We start from the raw sequence: 18,074 nt of genomic DNA, 5'->3' as shown, positions 1-18,074 counted from the left end.
GTCGGTGGCCCGTGGCATGGAAAAGGCCCGGTATCCGCTTGCGCGGGTACCGGGCCCTCCGAGTTGCTGCGTATACGTCCTAGACGGAGCTGCGTGCGCGCGTACGTGCGTTGCGTCGCTTGAGTGCACGGCGCTCGTCTTCACTCATTGCGCCCCATACTCCTGCGTCCTGGCCGGATTCGAGTGCCCAGGACAGGCATTCAGCGGTGACGGGGCACCGAGTACAGACGACTTTGGCATCGGCGATCTGCGCGAGCGCCGGGCCACTGTTTCCCACCGGGAAAAATAGTTCCGGATCTTCATCGCGACAAATTGCCTTGTGGCGCCAGTCCATCCTCTGCTCCTTACCGGGCGCCGAAGCGCCGTTTCGTTTCTCTTCTGTTCACGAGTGGGTAACCAATGTTTCCGCACTGTTGCTTGTGAATGCTTTCACGAACTCAGGTGAAGTCAAGGGATACGCGCGTGACCGTGGTCAAGCTCACTCTGTTAGGCTCGCTTTAGCCTTCTGCGCTCCTTTGTACCCCGAGCTGCCGGATTTCGCTCGTCTTTTCGCAGGAAACTGCCCTTCTGACATCCCTGTGCGCGAGGAACGGCCTCGTATCACCTGGTCGGAGCGACGACTTCCAACGCATCGGGAGTGGCGAAGAACTCGGCTTCGGTACGTTCGCCCAAGTAGTCCCCATCCATTTGCAACCCCACCGGCTCGGTGGAAGAAATGCGGACACTGGGGACGTCGTCGATTCGAATCAGCTTGCGCGACTTGGGTTCCGCGCCCTTGGCCAACAACTGTCGCGACACCCGAAGCGTAGGGAACAGGGCAGTCGAACGCATCCCGAACACACCGAGACCCGAATCGAAACCCGTGCCGGGATTGGTGTGCACAGGCCGCTCGTTCAGATAGGTCCACGGACTCGAATTCGACACGAACGCGTAGTGCACCCCTTCGAAGGGATCCTGACCGGGAACCTCCACCGTCAACCGGGCCGGCCGACGCTTGTGCTTGAAGAATTCCTGCACAGCCGACCGCAGATACCGCGTCGCGGACACCGGCTTGCCGTCCTTGCGACCGGCATCGATCGCCCGGCACACATCGGCATCCAAACCCATACCCGCATTGAACGTGAACCAGCGATTGTCACAGTGGCCCAAGCCGATCGTTCGCCGAGCTCGCGCATCGAGCAGGCCGATCAACTGATTGGTCGCCGCCACCGGATCTGCCGCGATACCGAGTGATCGCGCGAACACGTTTGCACTGCCGCCGGGAACGACGGCGATCGGCGGAATGGCGCCGATCGTCACCGCCTGCATCGACGTCGGTAACGGCACCCCGAGCAAACCGTTGATCACCTCGTTGACCGTCCCGTCACCACCATGAACGATCACCAGACCCATGCCGTCCTCACGGGCACTGCGCGCGAGTTCCGACGCATGGTCACGATGAGTCGTCTGCGCAACAGTGACTCGAACACGACTCGACAACGCATGGGCCAGCAGATCCCGAGCCGCAGCCGTCGTAGAAGTCGCATTGGGGTTGACGATCAACAGCGCACGCACGAGATCCAACACTATCGGGGCCGTTCCACAGGCTCCACTTGCCTGGTTCCTGGGTCGTTCCGCAGGCTCCACTTGCCTGGTTCCTGGGTCGTTCCGCAGGCTCCACTTGCCTGGTTCCTGGGTCGTTCCGCAGGCTCCACTCCCGCCTCGAGTGGGTCGTTCCGCAGGCTCCACTCCCGGGTCCTAGGCTGGTCGCGTGCCCACCCCAACACCCGAGAACATCGCTCCTCCGGCCACCTTCCGATCCGCCGGGGTCCTCGTCGCAGCACAGGGCGCGGCCTCGTTGATTGCCGCGTTCGTTCTACTCGTTCGGGCGGTCTCCGGCGAAGGAGACAACGCTGTCGCCAATGGCTACGGCACCGCCGGGTGGTTCGGAGTCCTCGGTGTCGGAGTCGGGGCTGCGGGCGTCGCACTCATCCTCGGCAAACGCTGGGGCAGGGCCATTGCCACCGTCGTGCAGCTGCTGCTGCTGCCCGTCGTCTGGTCGCTGTTGACCGGGTCGCACCAGACCGTCTACGGCGTCGTTCTCGGCATCGTGGTGATCGGTGTGCTCGTTCTGCTGTTCAGCCCGCCCTCGTCGCGGTGGATGGCAGCCGAATACAGCGACGTCGACGACGAGCTCGGCTGAACCGAACCGTCACCGCGCCGTCGCAGCCAACTCGGCCAACTCATCCTCGGTCAACCGGAACGTGGTCCACTCGTCCTGCGGCTGCGCACCCAACGATCGGTAGAAGCCGATCGACGGGGTGTTCCAGTCCAGAACCGACCACGTCAACCGCGTGTAGTCGTGGGCGACGCACTCGGCGGCCAACGCGGCGAGCAACCCTCGTCCGAAGCCTCCTCCGCGCGCGGCGGGCTGCACGTAGAGGTCCTCTAGATAGATACCGTTGACGCCGTCCCACGTGGAGAAGTTCAGGAACCAGAGTGCGCACCCCACCACGACCCCCTCCTGCTCGGCGACGTGTGCGAACACCGATGGCTGGGCACCGAACAGCGCACGACGAAGGTGCTCGTCTCGAACGGTGCACAGTGACGACGACTTCTCGTACGCAGCGAGCTCGTGGACCAAACCGGTGATGGCGGGAACATCGGCCTCGGTGGCGCGGCGGATCATCGACTGTCTTCCTTTCGAGCGGACGCTGCGGTCAGAATCGAGGGGTGCACGTTGTGCGCGACGAGCTGGCGGAACGAATGCTCGAACCCGAGTAGCGAATACGCGGCAGGCGAGAGCGCGAACCGCTTGCCCTCGGTGATCGGAGCCTCGGTCCAGCCGGCGATGAGTGCGCGGGAGAAGTGGCCGTGACCGACCAATACGACGTCACGGTCGGTGAGCAGCGGTAGGACGACCGAGAGGACCAGCTCCACCCGCACCGCGATGTCACCGATCGACTCACCACCGGGGCACGGATGCGTCCACACGGTCCAGTGCGGAACCGTCTCGTGGATCTGCGTCGACGTGATGCCCTCGTAGTCTCCATAGTCCCACTCCGACAACGCATCCCACGTTCGGTCGACATGTAGGCCTGCCAGGTCGGCGGTTCTACGGGCGCGCTCCCGCGGACTCGAGATCACCAGCGGATCGCGCAACTTCAGCAGCTGCAACAGTGAGCCGGCGTCGACAGCCTGTTGCTCGCCGACGCTCGTGAGAGGGACGTCGGTGCTTCCGGTGTGTTTGCCCGCCAGGGCCCATTCGGTCTCCCCGTGCCGTAGGAGGACAACTCTGCCGGCCTCGACGCCGCCGTGTGTGGTCATGAAGACGATCATGCCTGTAACCGCGATGTGGCCTTTGTCATAGTCGCTCGGGATATGTGTCCGAAAATTCCATTGAGCACAGACCTACCGGCCGGTTACTCTCACTTGAATCTTCGCCGTCGTGCGACTCGGCTCCGAGCCCTGCGTGGCCTCGGGACGCCTCGTAGCTTTCGATCACCGATCTGGAGAACCATGACCGACCTGAGCAAGCCCGAGGCGACCGACGCACCGCAGAAGCTCGACGGAGCGCTGTTGAAAATTGCCGGCGTCGTCGTACTCGGCGCGATCATGTCCATCCTCGACGTCACCGTCGTCAGCGTTGCTCTCCGGACATTCACCGACGTGTTCGATACGACGTACGCCAACGCCGCGTGGACGATGACCGGCTACACGCTCGCGTTGGCAACCGTCATACCCCTGACCGGGTGGGCCGCCGATCGTTTCGGAACCAAACGCCTCTACATCACCGGCGCTCGTGCTGTTCGTACTCGGTTCGGTGCTGTGCAGCTTCGCCTGGGACATCACCTCGCTCATCGTGTTCCGAGTGTTGCAAGGGCTCGGGGGCGGCATGCTGATGCCGCTGGGCATGACGATCATGACCCGCGCTGCCGGTCCCGAGCGCATCGGCCGAGTGATGGCCGTGCTGGGTGTTCCCATGCTCATCGGCCCCATCGCAGGCCCCATTCTCGGCGGCTGGCTGATCGAGGCAGCAAGCTGGCACTGGATCTTCCTGATCAACCTGCCGATCGGCATCGTTGCGCTTGTTGCCGCTGTGGCCATCTTCCCCAAGGACAACCCGACTCCGTCCGAATCCTTCGACTTCCGCGGCATGCTGATGCTCTCGCCCGGTCTGGCACTGTTTCTCTACGGCGCGTCCTCGGTCGTCGAAACCGAAACCGTCCTTGCCGTGAAGGTGCTGGCTCCGGTTCTCGTCGGCCTGGTGTTGATCGTCCTGTTCGTCTTCCACGCGCTCCGTGTGGAGCACCCGCTGATCGACTTGCGACTGTTCAAAAACCGATCGCTGTCCGTAGCGGTCATCACCACGACGCTGTTCATGGTGGCCTTCATGGGCGCGGGCCTGCTGTTCCCCAGTTACTTCCTGCTGCGCGGCGAATCGACTCTGTCCGCGGGGCTCCTGCTCGCCCCGCAGGGCATCGGCGCGATGATCGCGATGCCGATCGCGGGGGTGATCGCCGACAAGACCGGCCCCGGCAGAATCGTGCTCGTGGGCATGGTGCTCATCACCGCGGGTATGGCGGTGTTCACGCAGGTGGGCACCAGCACGTCCTACACGCTGCTGATCGGTGCCCTGTTCGTGATGGGCCTCGGCCTCGGATCGACGATGATGCCGATCATGACGGCGGCCCTGCAGACACTGACCGACGAAACCGTCGCTCGCGGCTCAACTTTGATGAACATCGTTCAGCAGGCCGCCGGCTCGATCGGTACCGCCTTGATGTCGGTGGTGCTGACCGCTCAGCAGAAGCCCGCGCTGACCGCCACCAATCAGGCCGATGCGTTCGACATCTCGGCCAGAGCCTTCGGTACCACCTTCATGGTTGCCTTGGTTCTCATCGTCGCCACGTTCGTTCCCGCGTTCTTCCTGCCTCGAACCAAGCACGCGAGCGAGGGGGCGGCGGCACCGATCGTCCTGCACTGACGCGGCCGAGAGGTGCCGAACTCTCGCTCATCCGCAGAATGTAGGCAAGGATCAAAGCCGTGACGACAATTCTTGCGGTAGCGAATCAGAAGGGCGGCGTGGCCAAGACCACCACGGTGGCCTCGCTCGCAGCAGCGCTGCACGCGCTCGACCGACGCGTCCTGGTGGTCGACCTCGACCCGCAGGGTTGCCTGACGTTCTCTCTGGGGCACAACCCCGACAAGCTCGATTCCTCCGTACACGAGGTGTTGACCGGGGACGCCAAGGTGGAGGACGTGCTGATCGAAACAGCGGAAGGAATCGTCCTGTTGCCGGCCACGATCGATCTCGCCGGTGCCGAAGCCCTCCTCCTGATGCGGGCGGGTCGCGAATTCGCACTCAAGCGCGCGCTCGCTCCCATACTCGACGACTTCGATGTCGTCGTCATCGATTGCCCGCCGTCACTGGGGGTACTGACCCTCAACGGGCTCACCGCTGCGCAGTCGGTGTTGGTACCTCTGCAGTGCGAAACCCTCGCCCATCGGGGAGTGGGGCAGCTGTTGCGAACGGTGTCCGAGGTGCAGCAGATCACCAACCCCGACCTGACACTGCTCGGTGCGCTCCCCACCTTGTTCGATGCTCGAACCACCCACAGCAGGGACGTGCTCGGCGATGTCTCCGACCGATATTCGCTCCCGGTCCTCGCGCCGCCGATCCCGCGGACCGTTCGCTTCGCCGAGGCCAGCGCATCGGGCGCGACGGTACTGTCGGGGCGAAAGAACAAGGGCGCGCAGGCGTATCGAGAACTTGCCGAGAACCTGCTGGCGCACTGGAACGACGGAGCCGAGCTGAAGACTTACGATCCGGCTGTGTAGCACCGGGCGAACGACGGCCTGATCAGCCCAGAGCGACCACGTCGTCACCGCGCTGCTCGACGATCACATCGCCGATGACCGACGTCTGCACCGGACCGATGTAGTCGCCTCGGTCCACGGGTATCTCGTCGATCGACGCGCCGGTGGTGAGATCGACCACCGCGATACCGTCGGGCACGGGGACGAGAAGCCGGCCGGCCATGACGGCTCCGCTTCCGAGGGCTCCGGGGATGGACCACACGGGGGACAAGCCGGTGGAATCGAGCGCCTGCACCCCGGTACCGGTGAACCAGGTGAACACCGAGCCCGCCTTCGTCGCAGGCGAATTCGGTGAGTCCTGCTCGGGGGACAGGGTGGAAGCGAGGTCGAATTCGGATATCCGCGAAGCCGTGTTGTCGTAGAGTCCGATCCGATCGGGCGCGCCGTTCTCGGCTGGAAGGTACAGCGCGACAACGCTTCCGGTGACGGCAATGACGCGTCCGGCAGTAGGGGCGTCGGGCCCGGGAACGAGTTCGGGCACCACCGTCGACCCGTACTCCTCGGGTTCACTCGCGTCCTTGGGAGCAGGGTTGATCAGAGACAAGCGCGCGGCAGCCTCGCCCGGGCACTGCTCCAGCACGGCTGTCCGCGAGTTCGTCGACGCCGAGGACAGCAGGGTGCACCCGGTTCTCGGCTGACTACCAGGATTGACCGGAGCATCCACGCGACCGTACTCGAGGGTGCGCACCATGTCCGATCGCCACAACTCCATGCGGGTGTCGCCCCTCGACGTCACATAAGTGCCGTCGGACGACAGGCGAACCGCATCGTCGGCGTCGGACGTGCGTTGTGCCTTGCGCTGCCCGGTGGATCCGTCGAGTTCGGTCACCTGGGAGCAACCGCGATCGTCGCGGTAGACCGCGACTGCCGTGTTCCATGCTGCGACCACCGAGCACAGCGGGAGATCGCGTGTGTAGGACCAGGACTGCTCTCCCGACCGCGGATCACGGCCGAGGACGGAGCCGCCATCGGCAGTGACCACCGTGGATCCGGCGACGACGGGAGCCGGGGTACGCGCGGGATCCGTTGCTGCGCTCGGCGCACGCCACAATTCGGTGAGAGCTGTAGGCACCGACGCTGCCGGCTCGGGCTGAGGCAGCGGCTCCGCAGCGGAAATCGACGTGGTACCGCGGGCATCGCCGGTCAACCAGGCGATGCTCGCGGCCACGACCACCACAACTGCGATGAGGGCGGCGACGACGAGGTCGGTTCTCGTCCGACGTTCTGGAGCCAACACGAAGGGAGACTACTCCGTAGCGCTCGCAGTCGACGGTCCGGCATCGGCAGAGGATCCACTGGAGCGACGGCGCCTGCGGCGGCGTGGGGCAGTCTTCGTGGCCGTGTCGGCGGACGCCGTATCGGTCGTATCCGACTGTTCGCCAACCGAAGTCGCGGCAGATGGGGAATCGTTCGACGCCGCGGCGGAGCCTGCGGTCTCGCCACCCTGCCCTGCACGAGTGCGACGGCGACTGCGCGAGCGGCGGGGCTTGGTCGCTGCCGACGATGCGTCCGCGGCAGGCGCTGCCGCGTCGGTCTCGCTGTCTTCCTCCGCCTTCTCCGGGGCGCGCGAGGGCGCCTTGCGCACAGTGCCGGTGGCGTCCGTGGCGATACCGAGGTCGGTGAACAGGTGCGGCGAGCTCGAATAGGTCTCGACCGGATCCGGCATACCGAGATCGAGCGCCTTGTCGATCAGCTGCCAGCGGGGGATGTCGTCCCAGTCGACCAGGGTGACTGCGATGCCGGTGCGTCCGGCGCGGCCGGTGCGACCGATGCGGTGCACATAGGTCTTCTCGTCCTCGGGGCACTGGTAGTTGATGACGTGGGTGACGTCGTCGATGTCGATACCGCGTGCTGCGACATCGGTGGCCACCAGAACGTCGATCTTCCCGGTGCGGAACGCCTTGAGAGCCTTCTCGCGTTGGACCTGACCGAGGTCACCGTGCACGGCACCGACCGAGTAGCCACGCTCGGCCAGCTCGTCGGCGACCTTCTGAGCGGTGCGCTTGGTGCGAGTGAACACCATCGTCGCGCCGCGGCCCTCGGCCTTGAGGACCTTGGCCACCATCTCGACCTTGTCGAGTGCGTGCGCCCGGTACACGTGCTGGGCGGTGCGGTCGTGGACGGCGGAGGACTCCGCTTCTTCGGCCCGGATGTGCGTCGGTTGCGTCAGGAAGGTGCGCGCCAGCGTGATGATCGGGCCGGGCATCGTGGCTGAGAACAGCATCGTCTGACGCTTGTCGGGCACCATGCCGAGGATGCGTTCGATGTCGGGAAGGAACCCGAGGTCGAGCATCTCGTCGGCTTCGTCGAGAACGAGTACGCCGACCTTGCCCAGAATCAGGTGGTTCTGCTTGGCGAGGTCGAGCAGACGGCCGGGAGTTCCGACGACGACGTCGACCCCGTTCTGTAGCGCGCTGATCTGAGCCTCGTACGGGCGGCCACCGTAGATGGAGAGCACCTTGACGGGTCCGTTGGCACCGCTGAGGTACTTGGAGGCGTTCTCGAGATCGGAGCTGACCTGGACGCACAGTTCACGGGTCGGCACGATGATCAGGGCACGCGGAGTGCCGTCGAGCGGGGTGGTGCCGGAGTTGTCCGTGGCGAGCCGGTGCAGAAGTGGAACACCGAAGCCGAACGTCTTGCCCATGCCGGTACGTGCCTGACCGATGAGGTCGTCGCCCGCGATGGCGAGCGGCAGCGTCAGCTCCTGGATGGCGAAGGTGCGCTCGATTCCCATCTCGGAGAGAGCGCGAACGATGGCCGCGTCGACGTTCAGTTCCGCGAACGTGGGAGGTACGTGGGTGTCGTCGAGTTGCGCCGACAACGTCGTGTCGCCGGTCTCGGATTCTTGGTCGATGACTATCTTGCTCAGGGGACTGGCCTTCCTCGTGTTCGAACGCGCGCACAAGGAAGGGCACAGGCCTATTGCCGGCCGAAGTCGATGCCCTCAATCCGATGTGATGTCGCCGTCAGCCTCAGCGCGGCCACGGACTGCGATGTCCGCTGCGGCGAAGCTGTCGAGGCGACCCGGATCAGGTGCGCGCACATTATCGATGACCATCACATGTTCTTCGGTCCGTTCCATCGGTCCGCGAGCGACGATCGAGCACCATGGTAGCTTGCCGAGCCGAATTCACCATGGTCGGCCGGTCACGGCGGGTACGACGCGCGCCGCGGCGGGGCGTCGCGCACGGGACTACGATTGCCACCCATGGGAGCCCACTCGCCGGAGTCGTCGTCGTCCATAGATGCATCCACCACGCTCGTCGAGCCGGCAGAGCCGGCCATCGCGCACGATCACCCGGGAGTTCCAGACTTGTTCGCGGTACTCGCCTACGGCGAGATCTCGGCCTTCTATCGGCTGGCCGAGGATGCGCGAATGGCGCCGTCGATGGAGGGCCGCGTGGCCCTGGCCAGCATGGCGGCGGCGGAGATGAGCCACTTCGAGACGCTGGAGCGAGCGTTGTCCGTTCGGGGTCTCGACGTATATGCCTCGATGGCTCCGTTCGTGCGTGCTCTGGACGAATACCACGCATCGACCACTCCGTCGACGTGGTTGGAGTCCCTGGTCAAGGCCTACGTGGGCGACGGGATCGCAGCGGACTTCTACCGGCAGATCGCGCACAGCCTCGATCCCGACGTCGCGGAGATCGTGCGAGACGTGCTGGCCGAGACCGGGCATTCGGAGTTCGTCGTCCACGAAGTGTCCGAGCGGGTTCGGGCGAGCTCGCAGGACAAGGCGCGGCTGATGCTGTGGGGTCGCCGCCTGCTCGGCGAAGCCATCACCCAAGCGCAGTTCGTGCTCGCGCAACGAGAGTCGCTGACCGATCTCGTCATCACCGCCTCGGGCGACTTGAACGGAGTGGTCGCACTGTTCGATCGGATGCAGGAACAGCACTCGGAGCGGATGTCCTCGCTCGGCCTGGACTGACCCGTCCGACGCCGGTGTTCGCCGACAACACACGGCGGTGTTCGCTGACAGCACAGGGCGTCGGACGTCTGGGCCGACCCCGCTGCACTAGCCTGGCGTGAGCAGAGTTGTCGAGAGTTCGGAGGTTGACCGTGGAGGTCAAGATCGGTGTTTCGGAGAGTTCCCGTGAGCTCGTCGTGAACAGCACGCAGTCCCCGGCCGAGGTCGAAGCGCTCGTGTCGACCGCCTTCGCCGGTAAGGATGGAGTGCTGTCGTTGGAGGACGAGAAGGGACGCAAGTTCTTGATCCAGGCCGCCAAGGTGTCGTACGTCGAGATCGGTCCGTCCGATGCTCGGAAGGTCGGATTCGCGACCTCCTGACACGGCCGGGAAACGCACCACACGCCCCTCACTCGACGTCGAGTGAGGGGCGTGTGGCGTTGAACGGGAAGAGGTTCCTACGGGGCTTGCAGCGGAACGTGCGACAGACCGCCCCAGGCCAGCGACACGGTGGTGTCCACCGCGTCTTCCTTGGATATGGGCCGGTCGGCTTCCAGCCAGTATCGGGCGGTGAACTGGCTCGCTCCGACCAGACCGACGGCGAGCACGCGGGCCCGATACGGGTCGAGTCCCGAGTCGTGCGCGACCAGATCGAACACGGCGTCGACGCACGCCTCGGTCGCCTGCTCGACTCGTGAGTTGACCTGGGGATCGCCCATCAGATCGGACTCGAACACCAGGCGGAAGCCCTGAGTGTCGGTGTCGACGAAGTCGTAGAACGCCAGTACCGCGGCGCGCACGCGCTGTCGGTTGTCGGTGGTCGAGCGAAGGGCCTGGCGAACGCCCGCGATCAACGTGTCGACGTAGCTCTGCAGCACCGCCAGATACAGCTCGAGCTTCCCGGGGAAGTGCTGGTAGAGGACCGGTTTGCTGACGCCTGCGCATTCGGCGATCTCGTCCATTCCGGACGCGTGATAGCCGCGGGTCACGAATATTTCGCTCGCAGCGGCGAGCAGCTGCGCCCGACGGGCATCGCGTGGCAGCCGTGCGCTGCGTCGATTGCCGGTGGTGGCCGGCCGGTCCGAGGACCTCCGGTCGTCGAGATCTGTCATCAATTCCGTTCCCATCCGCGTCGACAACTGCGCTCGTCTTGGTTCGACAGCGAGCGATCCGTCGTGAACTTCCGGCGGGTAGCCATCGGTTCGGATCACTCGTAGCGCAGATCACGGGCAACGATACTCGTGGCGTCCGGCACGGTCGGGATCCTGGGGGACCAGGAACGAATTGCTCGAAGCCGGATCACGTCGAACGGTTTGTTTGTAGGATGTTTCCGTACCGAGAACCCGATAGTTCCGGTCTCGTTGTCGGCGTGCCGAGCAGCGGGCGGTGAGGATTGTGAGATCGTGATCGAGTGACTGACCGAGGCGGGCCGCGTATCCGCGGTGGTGTGCAGTCGGGCGGCGTCGACGACGAGTACGACGATCGGTCGGACGAGTTTCCACGCACGGTGGGTAGTCGCGGTTCTCATCAACCATTGCGCGCGCAGTGGGATCCGACGCAGCGCGAGGTCAAGCAACGCAATCGTCGACCCGACCGCGATGTCCGCAAGCAGAGCAAGATCGGAAAGTTCGCCTCGACGTACGGCTGGCGGGCATACGCGGTTCCAGTTCTGATCGTGGTCACTGCGCTCGTGGTATTCGATGCCGTGCGCACCGGCGACCCGGTCACCGGCACCGCGGCGCAGTCCACCAACGCCGATCCCGGTTTCGGCGCTCTGAGCTCCGATACGACCTCGGGCACCGGAATCATCGGTGTACCGCCACAGGCGGACGGTAATTTCGCGTCGTCGATCTCCTCGGGTGAACTGCCGGATGGGGGCCCCTTCGCGGTCCAGGGTGCCGGCACGTGGCACACCGTGGCCGGTTCCACCGAGCAGGTGGGACAGGGGACCGAGCGGGTGTTCACGTACACGGTCGAGGTGGAGGACGGTGTCGACACGGTCGGATTCGGCGGCGACGAGTCGTTCGGCCGTCTGGTGGACCAGACACTCGCCAATCCCAAGAGCTGGACGAACGACCCGCGTTTCGCGTTTCGGCGAATCGACCAGGGGGACCCCGACTTCAGGATCTCGCTGACGTCGCAGATGTCCATCCGGCAGGCGTGCGGCTACGACATTCAGCTCGAAGTCTCCTGCTACAACCCGGGCATCGAGCGAGTCGTCCTGAACGAGCCGAGGTGGGTCCGCGGGGCGATCTCGTTCCAAGGAGACATCGGCTCGTACCGCCAGTATCAGATCAACCACGAGGTGGGCCACGCAATCGGCTACCAGCAGCACCAGCCGTGCGAGGCCGACGGCGGCCTGGCACCGGTGATGATGCAACAGACGTTCGGCACGTCCAACGACGACATCGCACGACTGGATCCGGAGGGCGTAGTCCCCATGGACGGCAAGACATGTCGATTCAATCCGTGGCCGTACCCGCGAGCGTGACCGGCTGGGTTTCGGACCAGCTGGGGGATTAGATTCGAACGTGGCGATCGGGGTCACCGGCCGCCGTGTCGAGTCGAGGAGCGTCGCTGCATCGTGGTCCACCTACCTCCGCTGGTCGAACCCGCGGGCGAACTGACGCCCGAGGACGTAGCGCGATACAGCCGTCATCTGATCATTCCCAGCGTGGGAACGGACGGCCAGAAGCGCCTGCGCAACGCCCGTGTACTCGTCGTCGGTGCCGGGGGGTTGGGTTCACCTGCACTGCTCTATCTCGCAGCCGCAGGTGTCGGGACCTTGGGAATCGTGGAATTCGACGATGTCGAACTGTCCAATCTGCAACGGCAGATCATCCACGGTCGTTCCGATGTGGGCCGGGCGAAAGCCGACAGTGCCAGAGATTCGATTCTCGAACTCAACGACGGCGTCGAGGTGACGTTGCACAAGGTTCGACTGGATTCCTCGAACGCGCTCGAACTCTTCGCACACTACGATCTCGTTCTCGACGGCACCGACAATTTTGCAACCCGGTACCTCGTCAACGATGCAGCTGCCCTGGTCGGCATTCCGTACGTGTGGGGTTCGATCTATCGATTCGAGGGCCAGGTTTCGGTGTTCTGGGATGCAGCACCCGGGGGAGTGGGCATCAACTATCGCGACCTGTACCCCGAGGCTCCGCCGCCGGGAATGGTGCCGTCGTGTGCCGAAGGTGGCGTGCTGGGAGTGTTGTGCGCTTCGATCGGTTCGGTCATGGTGACCGAGGCCATCAAGTTGATCACCGGCATCGGCGAGACGCTGTTGGGCAGATTGATGATCTACGACGCACTGGCGATGAGCTATCGAACGGTGCGGTTGACCCGCGATCCGCATCGGACCCCGATCACCGAGTTGATCGACTACGAGGCATTCTGTGGAGTTGTTCCGGCAGTCGAATCCGTCGGCGAGGAAGTTACCCCGGTTCAGCTCCGGGCAATGATGGAGTCCGGGCGCGAGGTTGCTCTGATCGATGTGCGTGAGCCGGTCGAGTGGGACATCGTTCGCATCGACGGCGCACGCCTGATTCCCAAGGATCGGATCCTCTCCGGTGCGGCCATGGCCGAGTTGCCGCAGCACGTGCCGATCGTGCTGTACTGCAAAACCGGCATCAGGTCCGCGGAAGTGCTCAGCGCGGTCGTCGGTGCCGGTTTTGCCGACGCGTCCCATCTGCAGGGCGGAATAGTGGAGTGGGCCAAGCAAATAGACCCTGGTTTGCCCATCTACTGAAGCGGTGCGTGTGTGCGCGTCGTCCGCAGTGACGCACCGATCGGCGGTAGCGTGGCGACCGTGAGCTCTGTCGAACCCCCTCAGCACGTGATCTCTACGTTCGGGCTGCGCGATGTCGAGCCGGCACCCCTCGGCGCGGACTGGGACGGAGGGTGGCGTCTGGGTGACGTCGTGCTGTCTCCGGTGGCCGACCACGCCCGCGCGGCCTGGTCGGCCAAGGTACGCGAGACGTTGACGGTGGATGGAGTTCGACTCGCTCGCCCGGTGCGCTCCACCGACGGTCGGTACGTCGTGTCGGGCTGGCGCGCAGACACGTTCGTGGCCGGCGAACCCGAGCCCCGGCACGACGAGGTGGTCTCGTTGTCGTTGCGTCTGCACTCGGCGACGGCGCAACTGGAGCGTCCCCGATTCTTGGTTCAGCCGCCCGTTGCACCGTGGGCAGATGTGGACGTGTTCGTCGCAGCCGACAGAGCGGCGTGGGAGGCCGTCCCCCTCCGATCGGCGCGCGGAGCAGGCGCACCCGAGCCGTCCTCCAGTGACGGAAAAAGCAGTCTCGAGTTGGTCAAACAGCTTGCGACGCTGCGTAAACCCGTCGAGTCACCGGATCAACTGGTACACGGCGACCTGTTCGGAACGGTGCTGTTCTCGGGCAGCGACGCACCCGGAATCAGCGACATCACGCCGTATTGGCGTCCCGCGCCGTGGGCCGCCGGAGTAGCGGTGGTGGATGCCCTGTCCTGGGGTGACGCCGACGACGGTCTGGTGGGTCGCTGGGACGATCTACCCGAGTGGCCACAGATGTTGCTGCGCGCGTTGATGTTTCGTCTCGCTGTTCACGCGCTCCATCCGCGTTCGACTTCCGAGGCCTTTCCGGGTCTCGCACGAACAGCAGACCTGGTGCGCCTCATTCTGTAGATTCCGTTGCGCGAGCGAGTGGTTCGGACAGTTCGTGGAACAGTGATCGAGCTGCATCCGACGCGCGATCGGCGTCTCCGTCGATGACGGCATGGACGAGTGCGGTGTGCTCGGCGACGTAGTCGTCGTCGTGTTCGATGGCATGGTGGCGCATGGCGTCATGGATCACCGGCAGCAGTGAGTCGTAGAACTCCAGATAGATCGCGTTATGGCTGGCTGCGACGATGGCGCGGTGCAGGCGCGCGTCGATCCGGACGGCGTCCGCCAGTGGGGTCTCGTTCGACCACGCCGCGTTGCGATCCTTCAGCGCGCCCAGCATGACTCGGATGTCCTCGTCGTCGCGTCGGTCGGCGGCGAGCGCAGCTGCAGTGACCTCCAGGGTCTGGCGGAGTTCGGTGACGTCGCGGTGCCGGGCGTCCGAGAAGTACTTGCCAAGGGTGCCGCCGAGGTCGGAGCAGGTCATGACGAAGGTGCCCGAACCCTGCCTGCGCTCGACCATGCCGGCGTGCACGAGAGCTTGGACCGCTTCGCGAACAGTGTTGCGACCGGTCCCGGTGATTTCACACAATTCCGGCTCGGTGGGGATGCGGGTGCCCACCGGCCATCTCTGCGACGTGATCTCGTCACGCAACTGTGCGGTGACCTGGGTTATCAGGCTCGATCGCTGGACCTGCCGCACGTGGGCTCCTCGGACTGTGAACGTTTCGCCGTCGATAGTAATGCTTTGCACCCGATGATCCGGTCATCCTATGATTACGCGGTGAGTGCGCCTACCGTTCCCGATACCCGCCTCCGCAGTACCTCGCTCGTGCGCGGTCGAATTCTCGTCTTCTCTGCGATCGTGCTGTCTGCGCTGACACTGCGCGCCGCCGTGACCTCGATCAGCCCGCTGTTCGGCAGGATCGGCACCGACCTCCAGTTCGGCTCCACGGTGATCGGCCTCGTCGGTATGTTGCCGCCGGCGATGTTCGCCGTGTTCGGTCTGGCGACGCCGTTTCTCGCCAAGCGCACCGGACTCGAGCGAGCTGCACTGCTCGCCATGACTCTCACCACCATCGGTATGGCCACTCGGGCGTTCGCACCGAACACCGCGTCGTTGCTCGCGTTGTCCGCAATAGCCCTCGCAGGCATGGGTATCGGAAACGTCGTCATCCCGCCGTTGGTCAAGCGGTACTTCTCCGACCGCCTGGCGGTGGTGAGCACCATCTACATCTGTGCCTTGCAGGTCAGCACCATGGTCCCGCCTCTACTGGCCGTTCCCGTCGCCGACGCCCACGGTTGGCGCGTGTCCATCGGTATCTGGGCCGTCGTCGGAGTGGCCGCCGCCGTGCCGTGGCTCGGTGTGGTGGTGGCCCGTCGCGGCCATGACGAGAAGGACATCTCGGCCGAGGCCGGATCCTCGGCGGTGCACGCGCCGCCGAGCGGCCGAATTCATCGATCGTCGCTGGCGTGGGGAATGGTGATGATGTTCGCGATGACGTCGCTGATCACCTACGCGATGCTGACGTGGCTGCCGACGCTCCTGATCGACGCAGGCATCAGCGAAGCCTTGGCCGGTGCATCCGTTGCCGCGTTCGGTGCAATGGGATTGATCACCTCGCTGGCCGCTCCGACTCTCTGCGCGCGCGTGAAGAATCCGTACGGCATCGTGGTCGTCGCGGCCGCGTGCTACCTCGGTGGCTTCGCAGGACTGCACTGGTCTCCGGCTGCCGGAACCGTGGTGTGGGTGTGCCTCGTCGGGCTCGGCACCATGACCTTCCCGATGTCGCTGACGCTGATCAACCTCAGGACGCGCACCCCGGTCGGATCGTCCTCGCTGTCGGGGTTCACCCAGGGGCTGGGTTATGTGGTGTCCTCGACCGGTCCGATCCTGTTCGGGCAGCTGCACACGCTGTCCGGTGGATGGGGACTGCCGCTCGTGCTGCTGACCGGGTGCGTAGCGGTTCTGCTCGTCGGAGGATTCCTGTGCTGTCGACCGAGGATGCTCGAAGACACCTGGTGACGTTCGGCGAACGTCGACGCTTCAGCTCACGTCGGTGCTCGACGGCGCGTGAGACCAAGTTAATCAACGAGTCATCGCGCGCAGCGCCGCGGCAACATGGCTTTCCTATGTTCGGTTCACACACCGATCAGGAGGCCACAACGTGACCAGCCTTTCTCGCAGCGCTTCGGCAGACGCCGGCTCAGCCACCACCACGACGGTTCCGCCCGGAACAGTGCCCGTTTCCGTGAACCATCACATTGCGCACTGGAATTCCGAGGACGTCGAGGCCTGGGAGGCCGGTGGCAAGCAGATCGCCAAGCGCAATTTGATCTGGTCGGTGGTCGCCGAGCACGTCGGATTCTCGATCTGGTCGATCTGGTCGGTGATGGTGCTGTTCATGCCGTTGTCGGTCTACGGCATCGACGCGGCGGGCAAATTCTTCCTCGTCGCCGTCCCCACTCTCGTCGGCGCAATCCTTCGGATCCCGTACACCTTCGCCACGGCCAAGTTCGGTGGGCGGAACTGGACCATCTTCAGCGCCTTGGTGCTGCTGATCCCGACCGTACTGACGATGTACTTCATGCTGAATCCGGCGTCGTACACCACGTACATCATCGTGGCGGCGTTCGCCGGCGTGGGCGGTGGCAACTTCGCATCCTCCATGACGAACATCAATGCGTTCTATCCCCAGCGCGAAAAAGGTTGGGCGCTCGGCCTGAATGCAGGCGGTGGCAACATCGGCGTGCCCGTCATCCAGCTCATCGGGTTGCTCGTCATCGCCACCATCGGCAACACCGCGCCCGAGATCGTCTGCGCCGTGTATCTCGTGTTCATCGCGATCGCCGCCGTCGGTGCCGCGTTGTACATGGACAATCTCGACAACCAGAAGACCAACGGCCGCTCCATGATCGACGTGCTGAAGTTCTCCGATGCGTGGTGGATCGCCTTCCTCTACATCGGTACCTTCGGCTCGTTCATCGGCTTCAGTTTCGCGTTCGGTCAGGTGCTGCAGATCAACTTCCTCGCCGGACTCACCGACGGGGCCCCTGCAACCCCCGCGCTGCAGGCGCAGGCTTCGCTGCACGCTGCTCAGATCGCGTTCCTCGGTCCATTGCTGGGATCGCTGTCGCGGCCCTTCGGAGGCAAGCTCGCAGACAAGATCGGCGGCGGCAAGATCACCCTGTACACGTTCGTGGCCATGACCTTCTCGACAGGAATTCTGGTAGCGGCCAGCACTTGGGACGACTCGACGCCCGGAGCGGCCAGCGGCACGGTCATGGTGCTCTTCGTCATCGGATTCATTGCACTCTTCTTGCTCTCGGGTCTGGGCAACGGATCGGTCTACAAGATGATCCCCGCGATCTTCGCCGCGAAGTCGGTTCAGCTTCAGGGCATGACGGTCGACGAGCAGCAGCACTGGTCGCGCAAGATGTCCGGCGCTCTCATCGGTATCGCCGGTGCGATCGGCGCGCTGGGCGGCGTCGGAATCAATCTGGTTCTGCGAGCGTCGTACTCGGGCACTGCGAAGTCCGCGACCACCGCGTTCTGGGTGTTCCTCGGCTTCTACATCGTGTGCGCGATCGTCACCTGGGCGATCTACCTGCGCAAGACCAGCTCTGCCGACGCTTCGGTAGCCGTCTGACGCGCTCTGGTTGA

Annotated in this window: 17 protein-coding genes and 1 pseudogene; 10 read left to right on the top strand and 8 right to left on the bottom strand. The window is 64.6% G+C overall.

Features of this window, described 5'->3' with window-relative positions; genetic code table 11:
- Nucleotides 1–79: 79 nt before the first annotated feature.
- Together CH294_RS25150 and CH294_RS25145 are read right to left on the bottom strand one after the other, a co-directional pair.
- Complete coding sequence (locus CH294_RS25150) at nt 80–334, bottom strand: WhiB family transcriptional regulator (protein ID WP_032366305.1); 255 nt, start codon at nt 332–334, stop codon at nt 80–82.
- Nucleotides 335–600: 266 nt separating this feature from the next.
- Complete coding sequence (locus tag CH294_RS25145) at nt 601–1,554, bottom strand: diacylglycerol kinase family protein (protein WP_032403551.1); 954 nt, start codon at nt 1,552–1,554, stop codon at nt 601–603.
- Between the two features lie 196 nt (nt 1,555–1,750).
- On the opposite strand from CH294_RS25145, the gene CH294_RS25140 reads away from it, so the two are divergent.
- Nucleotides 1,751–2,182, top strand: a complete 432-nt coding sequence (locus CH294_RS25140; protein ID WP_094610604.1) for a hypothetical protein — start codon at nt 1,751–1,753, stop codon at nt 2,180–2,182.
- A gap of 9 nt (nt 2,183–2,191) precedes the next feature.
- Here the strand turns inward: CH294_RS25140 and CH294_RS25135 are convergent, their stop codons facing one another.
- Together CH294_RS25135 and CH294_RS25130 are read right to left on the bottom strand one after the other, a co-directional pair.
- Nucleotides 2,192–2,668, bottom strand: coding sequence for a GNAT family N-acetyltransferase (locus tag CH294_RS25135; RefSeq protein ID WP_094739301.1), 477 nt, complete (start codon nt 2,666–2,668; stop codon nt 2,192–2,194).
- Complete coding sequence (locus CH294_RS25130) at nt 2,665–3,306, bottom strand: acid phosphatase (protein WP_094610669.1); 642 nt, start codon at nt 3,304–3,306, stop codon at nt 2,665–2,667. The genes CH294_RS25135 and CH294_RS25130 overlap by 4 nt, the downstream gene beginning before the upstream one ends.
- 192 nt (nt 3,307–3,498) lie before the next feature.
- Between CH294_RS25130 and CH294_RS25125 the strand changes: the two are divergent.
- A pseudogene (locus CH294_RS25125) lies at nt 3,499–4,966 on the top strand (DHA2 family efflux MFS transporter permease subunit).
- Between the two features lie 59 nt (nt 4,967–5,025).
- A complete protein-coding gene (locus CH294_RS25120) occupies nt 5,026–5,820 on the top strand; it encodes an AAA family ATPase (RefSeq protein ID WP_032376913.1) in 795 nt (264 codons plus the stop codon).
- A gap of 22 nt (nt 5,821–5,842) precedes the next feature.
- Here the strand turns inward: CH294_RS25120 and CH294_RS25115 are convergent, their stop codons facing one another.
- Together CH294_RS25115 and CH294_RS25110 are read right to left on the bottom strand one after the other, a co-directional pair.
- Nucleotides 5,843–7,096: a hypothetical protein gene (locus CH294_RS25115; RefSeq protein ID WP_094739300.1), complete on the bottom strand. Its 1,254-nt coding sequence runs from the start codon at nt 7,094–7,096 to the stop codon at nt 5,843–5,845.
- A gap of 9 nt (nt 7,097–7,105) precedes the next feature.
- Nucleotides 7,106–8,767 carry a DEAD/DEAH box helicase gene (locus CH294_RS25110; protein WP_094739299.1) on the bottom strand — a complete coding sequence of 554 codons (1,662 nt, stop codon included), beginning with the start codon at nt 8,765–8,767 and terminating at the stop codon, nt 7,106–7,108.
- A gap of 303 nt (nt 8,768–9,070) precedes the next feature.
- Here CH294_RS25110 and CH294_RS25105 point away from each other — a divergent pair, with 303 nt between their 5' ends.
- Both CH294_RS25105 and CH294_RS25100 read left to right on the top strand, forming a co-directional pair.
- On the top strand, nt 9,071–9,790 hold the full coding sequence (locus CH294_RS25105; protein ID WP_032376916.1) for a ferritin-like fold-containing protein: 720 nt from the start codon (nt 9,071–9,073) through the stop codon (nt 9,788–9,790).
- 131 nt (nt 9,791–9,921) lie between these two features.
- The gene (locus CH294_RS25100) at nt 9,922–10,149 is read left to right on the top strand and encodes a DUF3107 domain-containing protein (RefSeq protein WP_170944847.1); all 228 of its coding nucleotides are present in this window, start codon (nt 9,922–9,924) and stop codon (nt 10,147–10,149) included.
- A 77-nt stretch (nt 10,150–10,226) separates the two neighbouring features.
- On the opposite strand, the gene CH294_RS25095 is transcribed toward CH294_RS25100, so the two are convergent.
- Nucleotides 10,227–10,880, bottom strand: a complete 654-nt coding sequence (locus CH294_RS25095) for a TetR/AcrR family transcriptional regulator (RefSeq protein WP_032378141.1) — start codon at nt 10,878–10,880, stop codon at nt 10,227–10,229.
- 395 nt (nt 10,881–11,275) lie between these two features.
- On the opposite strand from CH294_RS25095, the gene CH294_RS25085 reads away from it, so the two are divergent.
- The 3 genes from CH294_RS25085 to CH294_RS25075 all read left to right on the top strand — a co-directional run bounded on the left by CH294_RS25085 (nt 11,276) and on the right by CH294_RS25075 (nt 14,434).
- Entirely contained in the window at nt 11,276–12,259 is a 984-nt protein-coding gene (locus CH294_RS25085) for a DUF3152 domain-containing protein (RefSeq protein WP_094610600.1), read from the top strand.
- A 93-nt stretch (nt 12,260–12,352) separates the two neighbouring features.
- The gene (gene moeZ / locus CH294_RS25080; protein WP_094739298.1) at nt 12,353–13,519 is read left to right on the top strand and encodes an adenylyltransferase/sulfurtransferase MoeZ; all 1,167 of its coding nucleotides are present in this window, start codon (nt 12,353–12,355) and stop codon (nt 13,517–13,519) included.
- A gap of 60 nt (nt 13,520–13,579) precedes the next feature.
- Entirely contained in the window at nt 13,580–14,434 is an 855-nt protein-coding gene (locus tag CH294_RS25075; protein ID WP_032403554.1) for a TIGR02569 family protein, read from the top strand.
- Here the strand turns inward: CH294_RS25075 and CH294_RS25070 are convergent.
- Nucleotides 14,424–15,113, bottom strand: a complete 690-nt coding sequence (locus CH294_RS25070; RefSeq protein WP_032376920.1) for an FCD domain-containing protein — start codon at nt 15,111–15,113, stop codon at nt 14,424–14,426. The two genes, CH294_RS25075 and CH294_RS25070, sit on opposite strands and share 11 nt — an antisense overlap.
- Before the next feature lie 81 nt (nt 15,114–15,194).
- On the opposite strand from CH294_RS25070, the gene CH294_RS25065 reads away from it, so the two are divergent.
- Nucleotides 15,195–16,436: an MFS transporter gene (locus tag CH294_RS25065; protein ID WP_094739344.1), complete on the top strand. Its 1,242-nt coding sequence runs from the start codon at nt 15,195–15,197 to the stop codon at nt 16,434–16,436.
- Nucleotides 16,437–16,650: 214 nt separating this feature from the next.
- Nucleotides 16,651–18,060, top strand: a complete 1,410-nt coding sequence (locus CH294_RS25060) for a nitrate/nitrite transporter (protein ID WP_032403556.1) — start codon at nt 16,651–16,653, stop codon at nt 18,058–18,060.
- The last annotated feature ends 14 nt before the right edge of the window (nt 18,061–18,074 follow it).

It is taken from the genome of Rhodococcus sp. 14-2483-1-1 (assembly GCF_002259335.1).
GTDB lineage: Bacteria > Actinomycetota > Actinomycetes > Mycobacteriales > Mycobacteriaceae > Rhodococcoides.
This window is presented reverse-complemented; position numbering and strand designations above follow the sequence as displayed.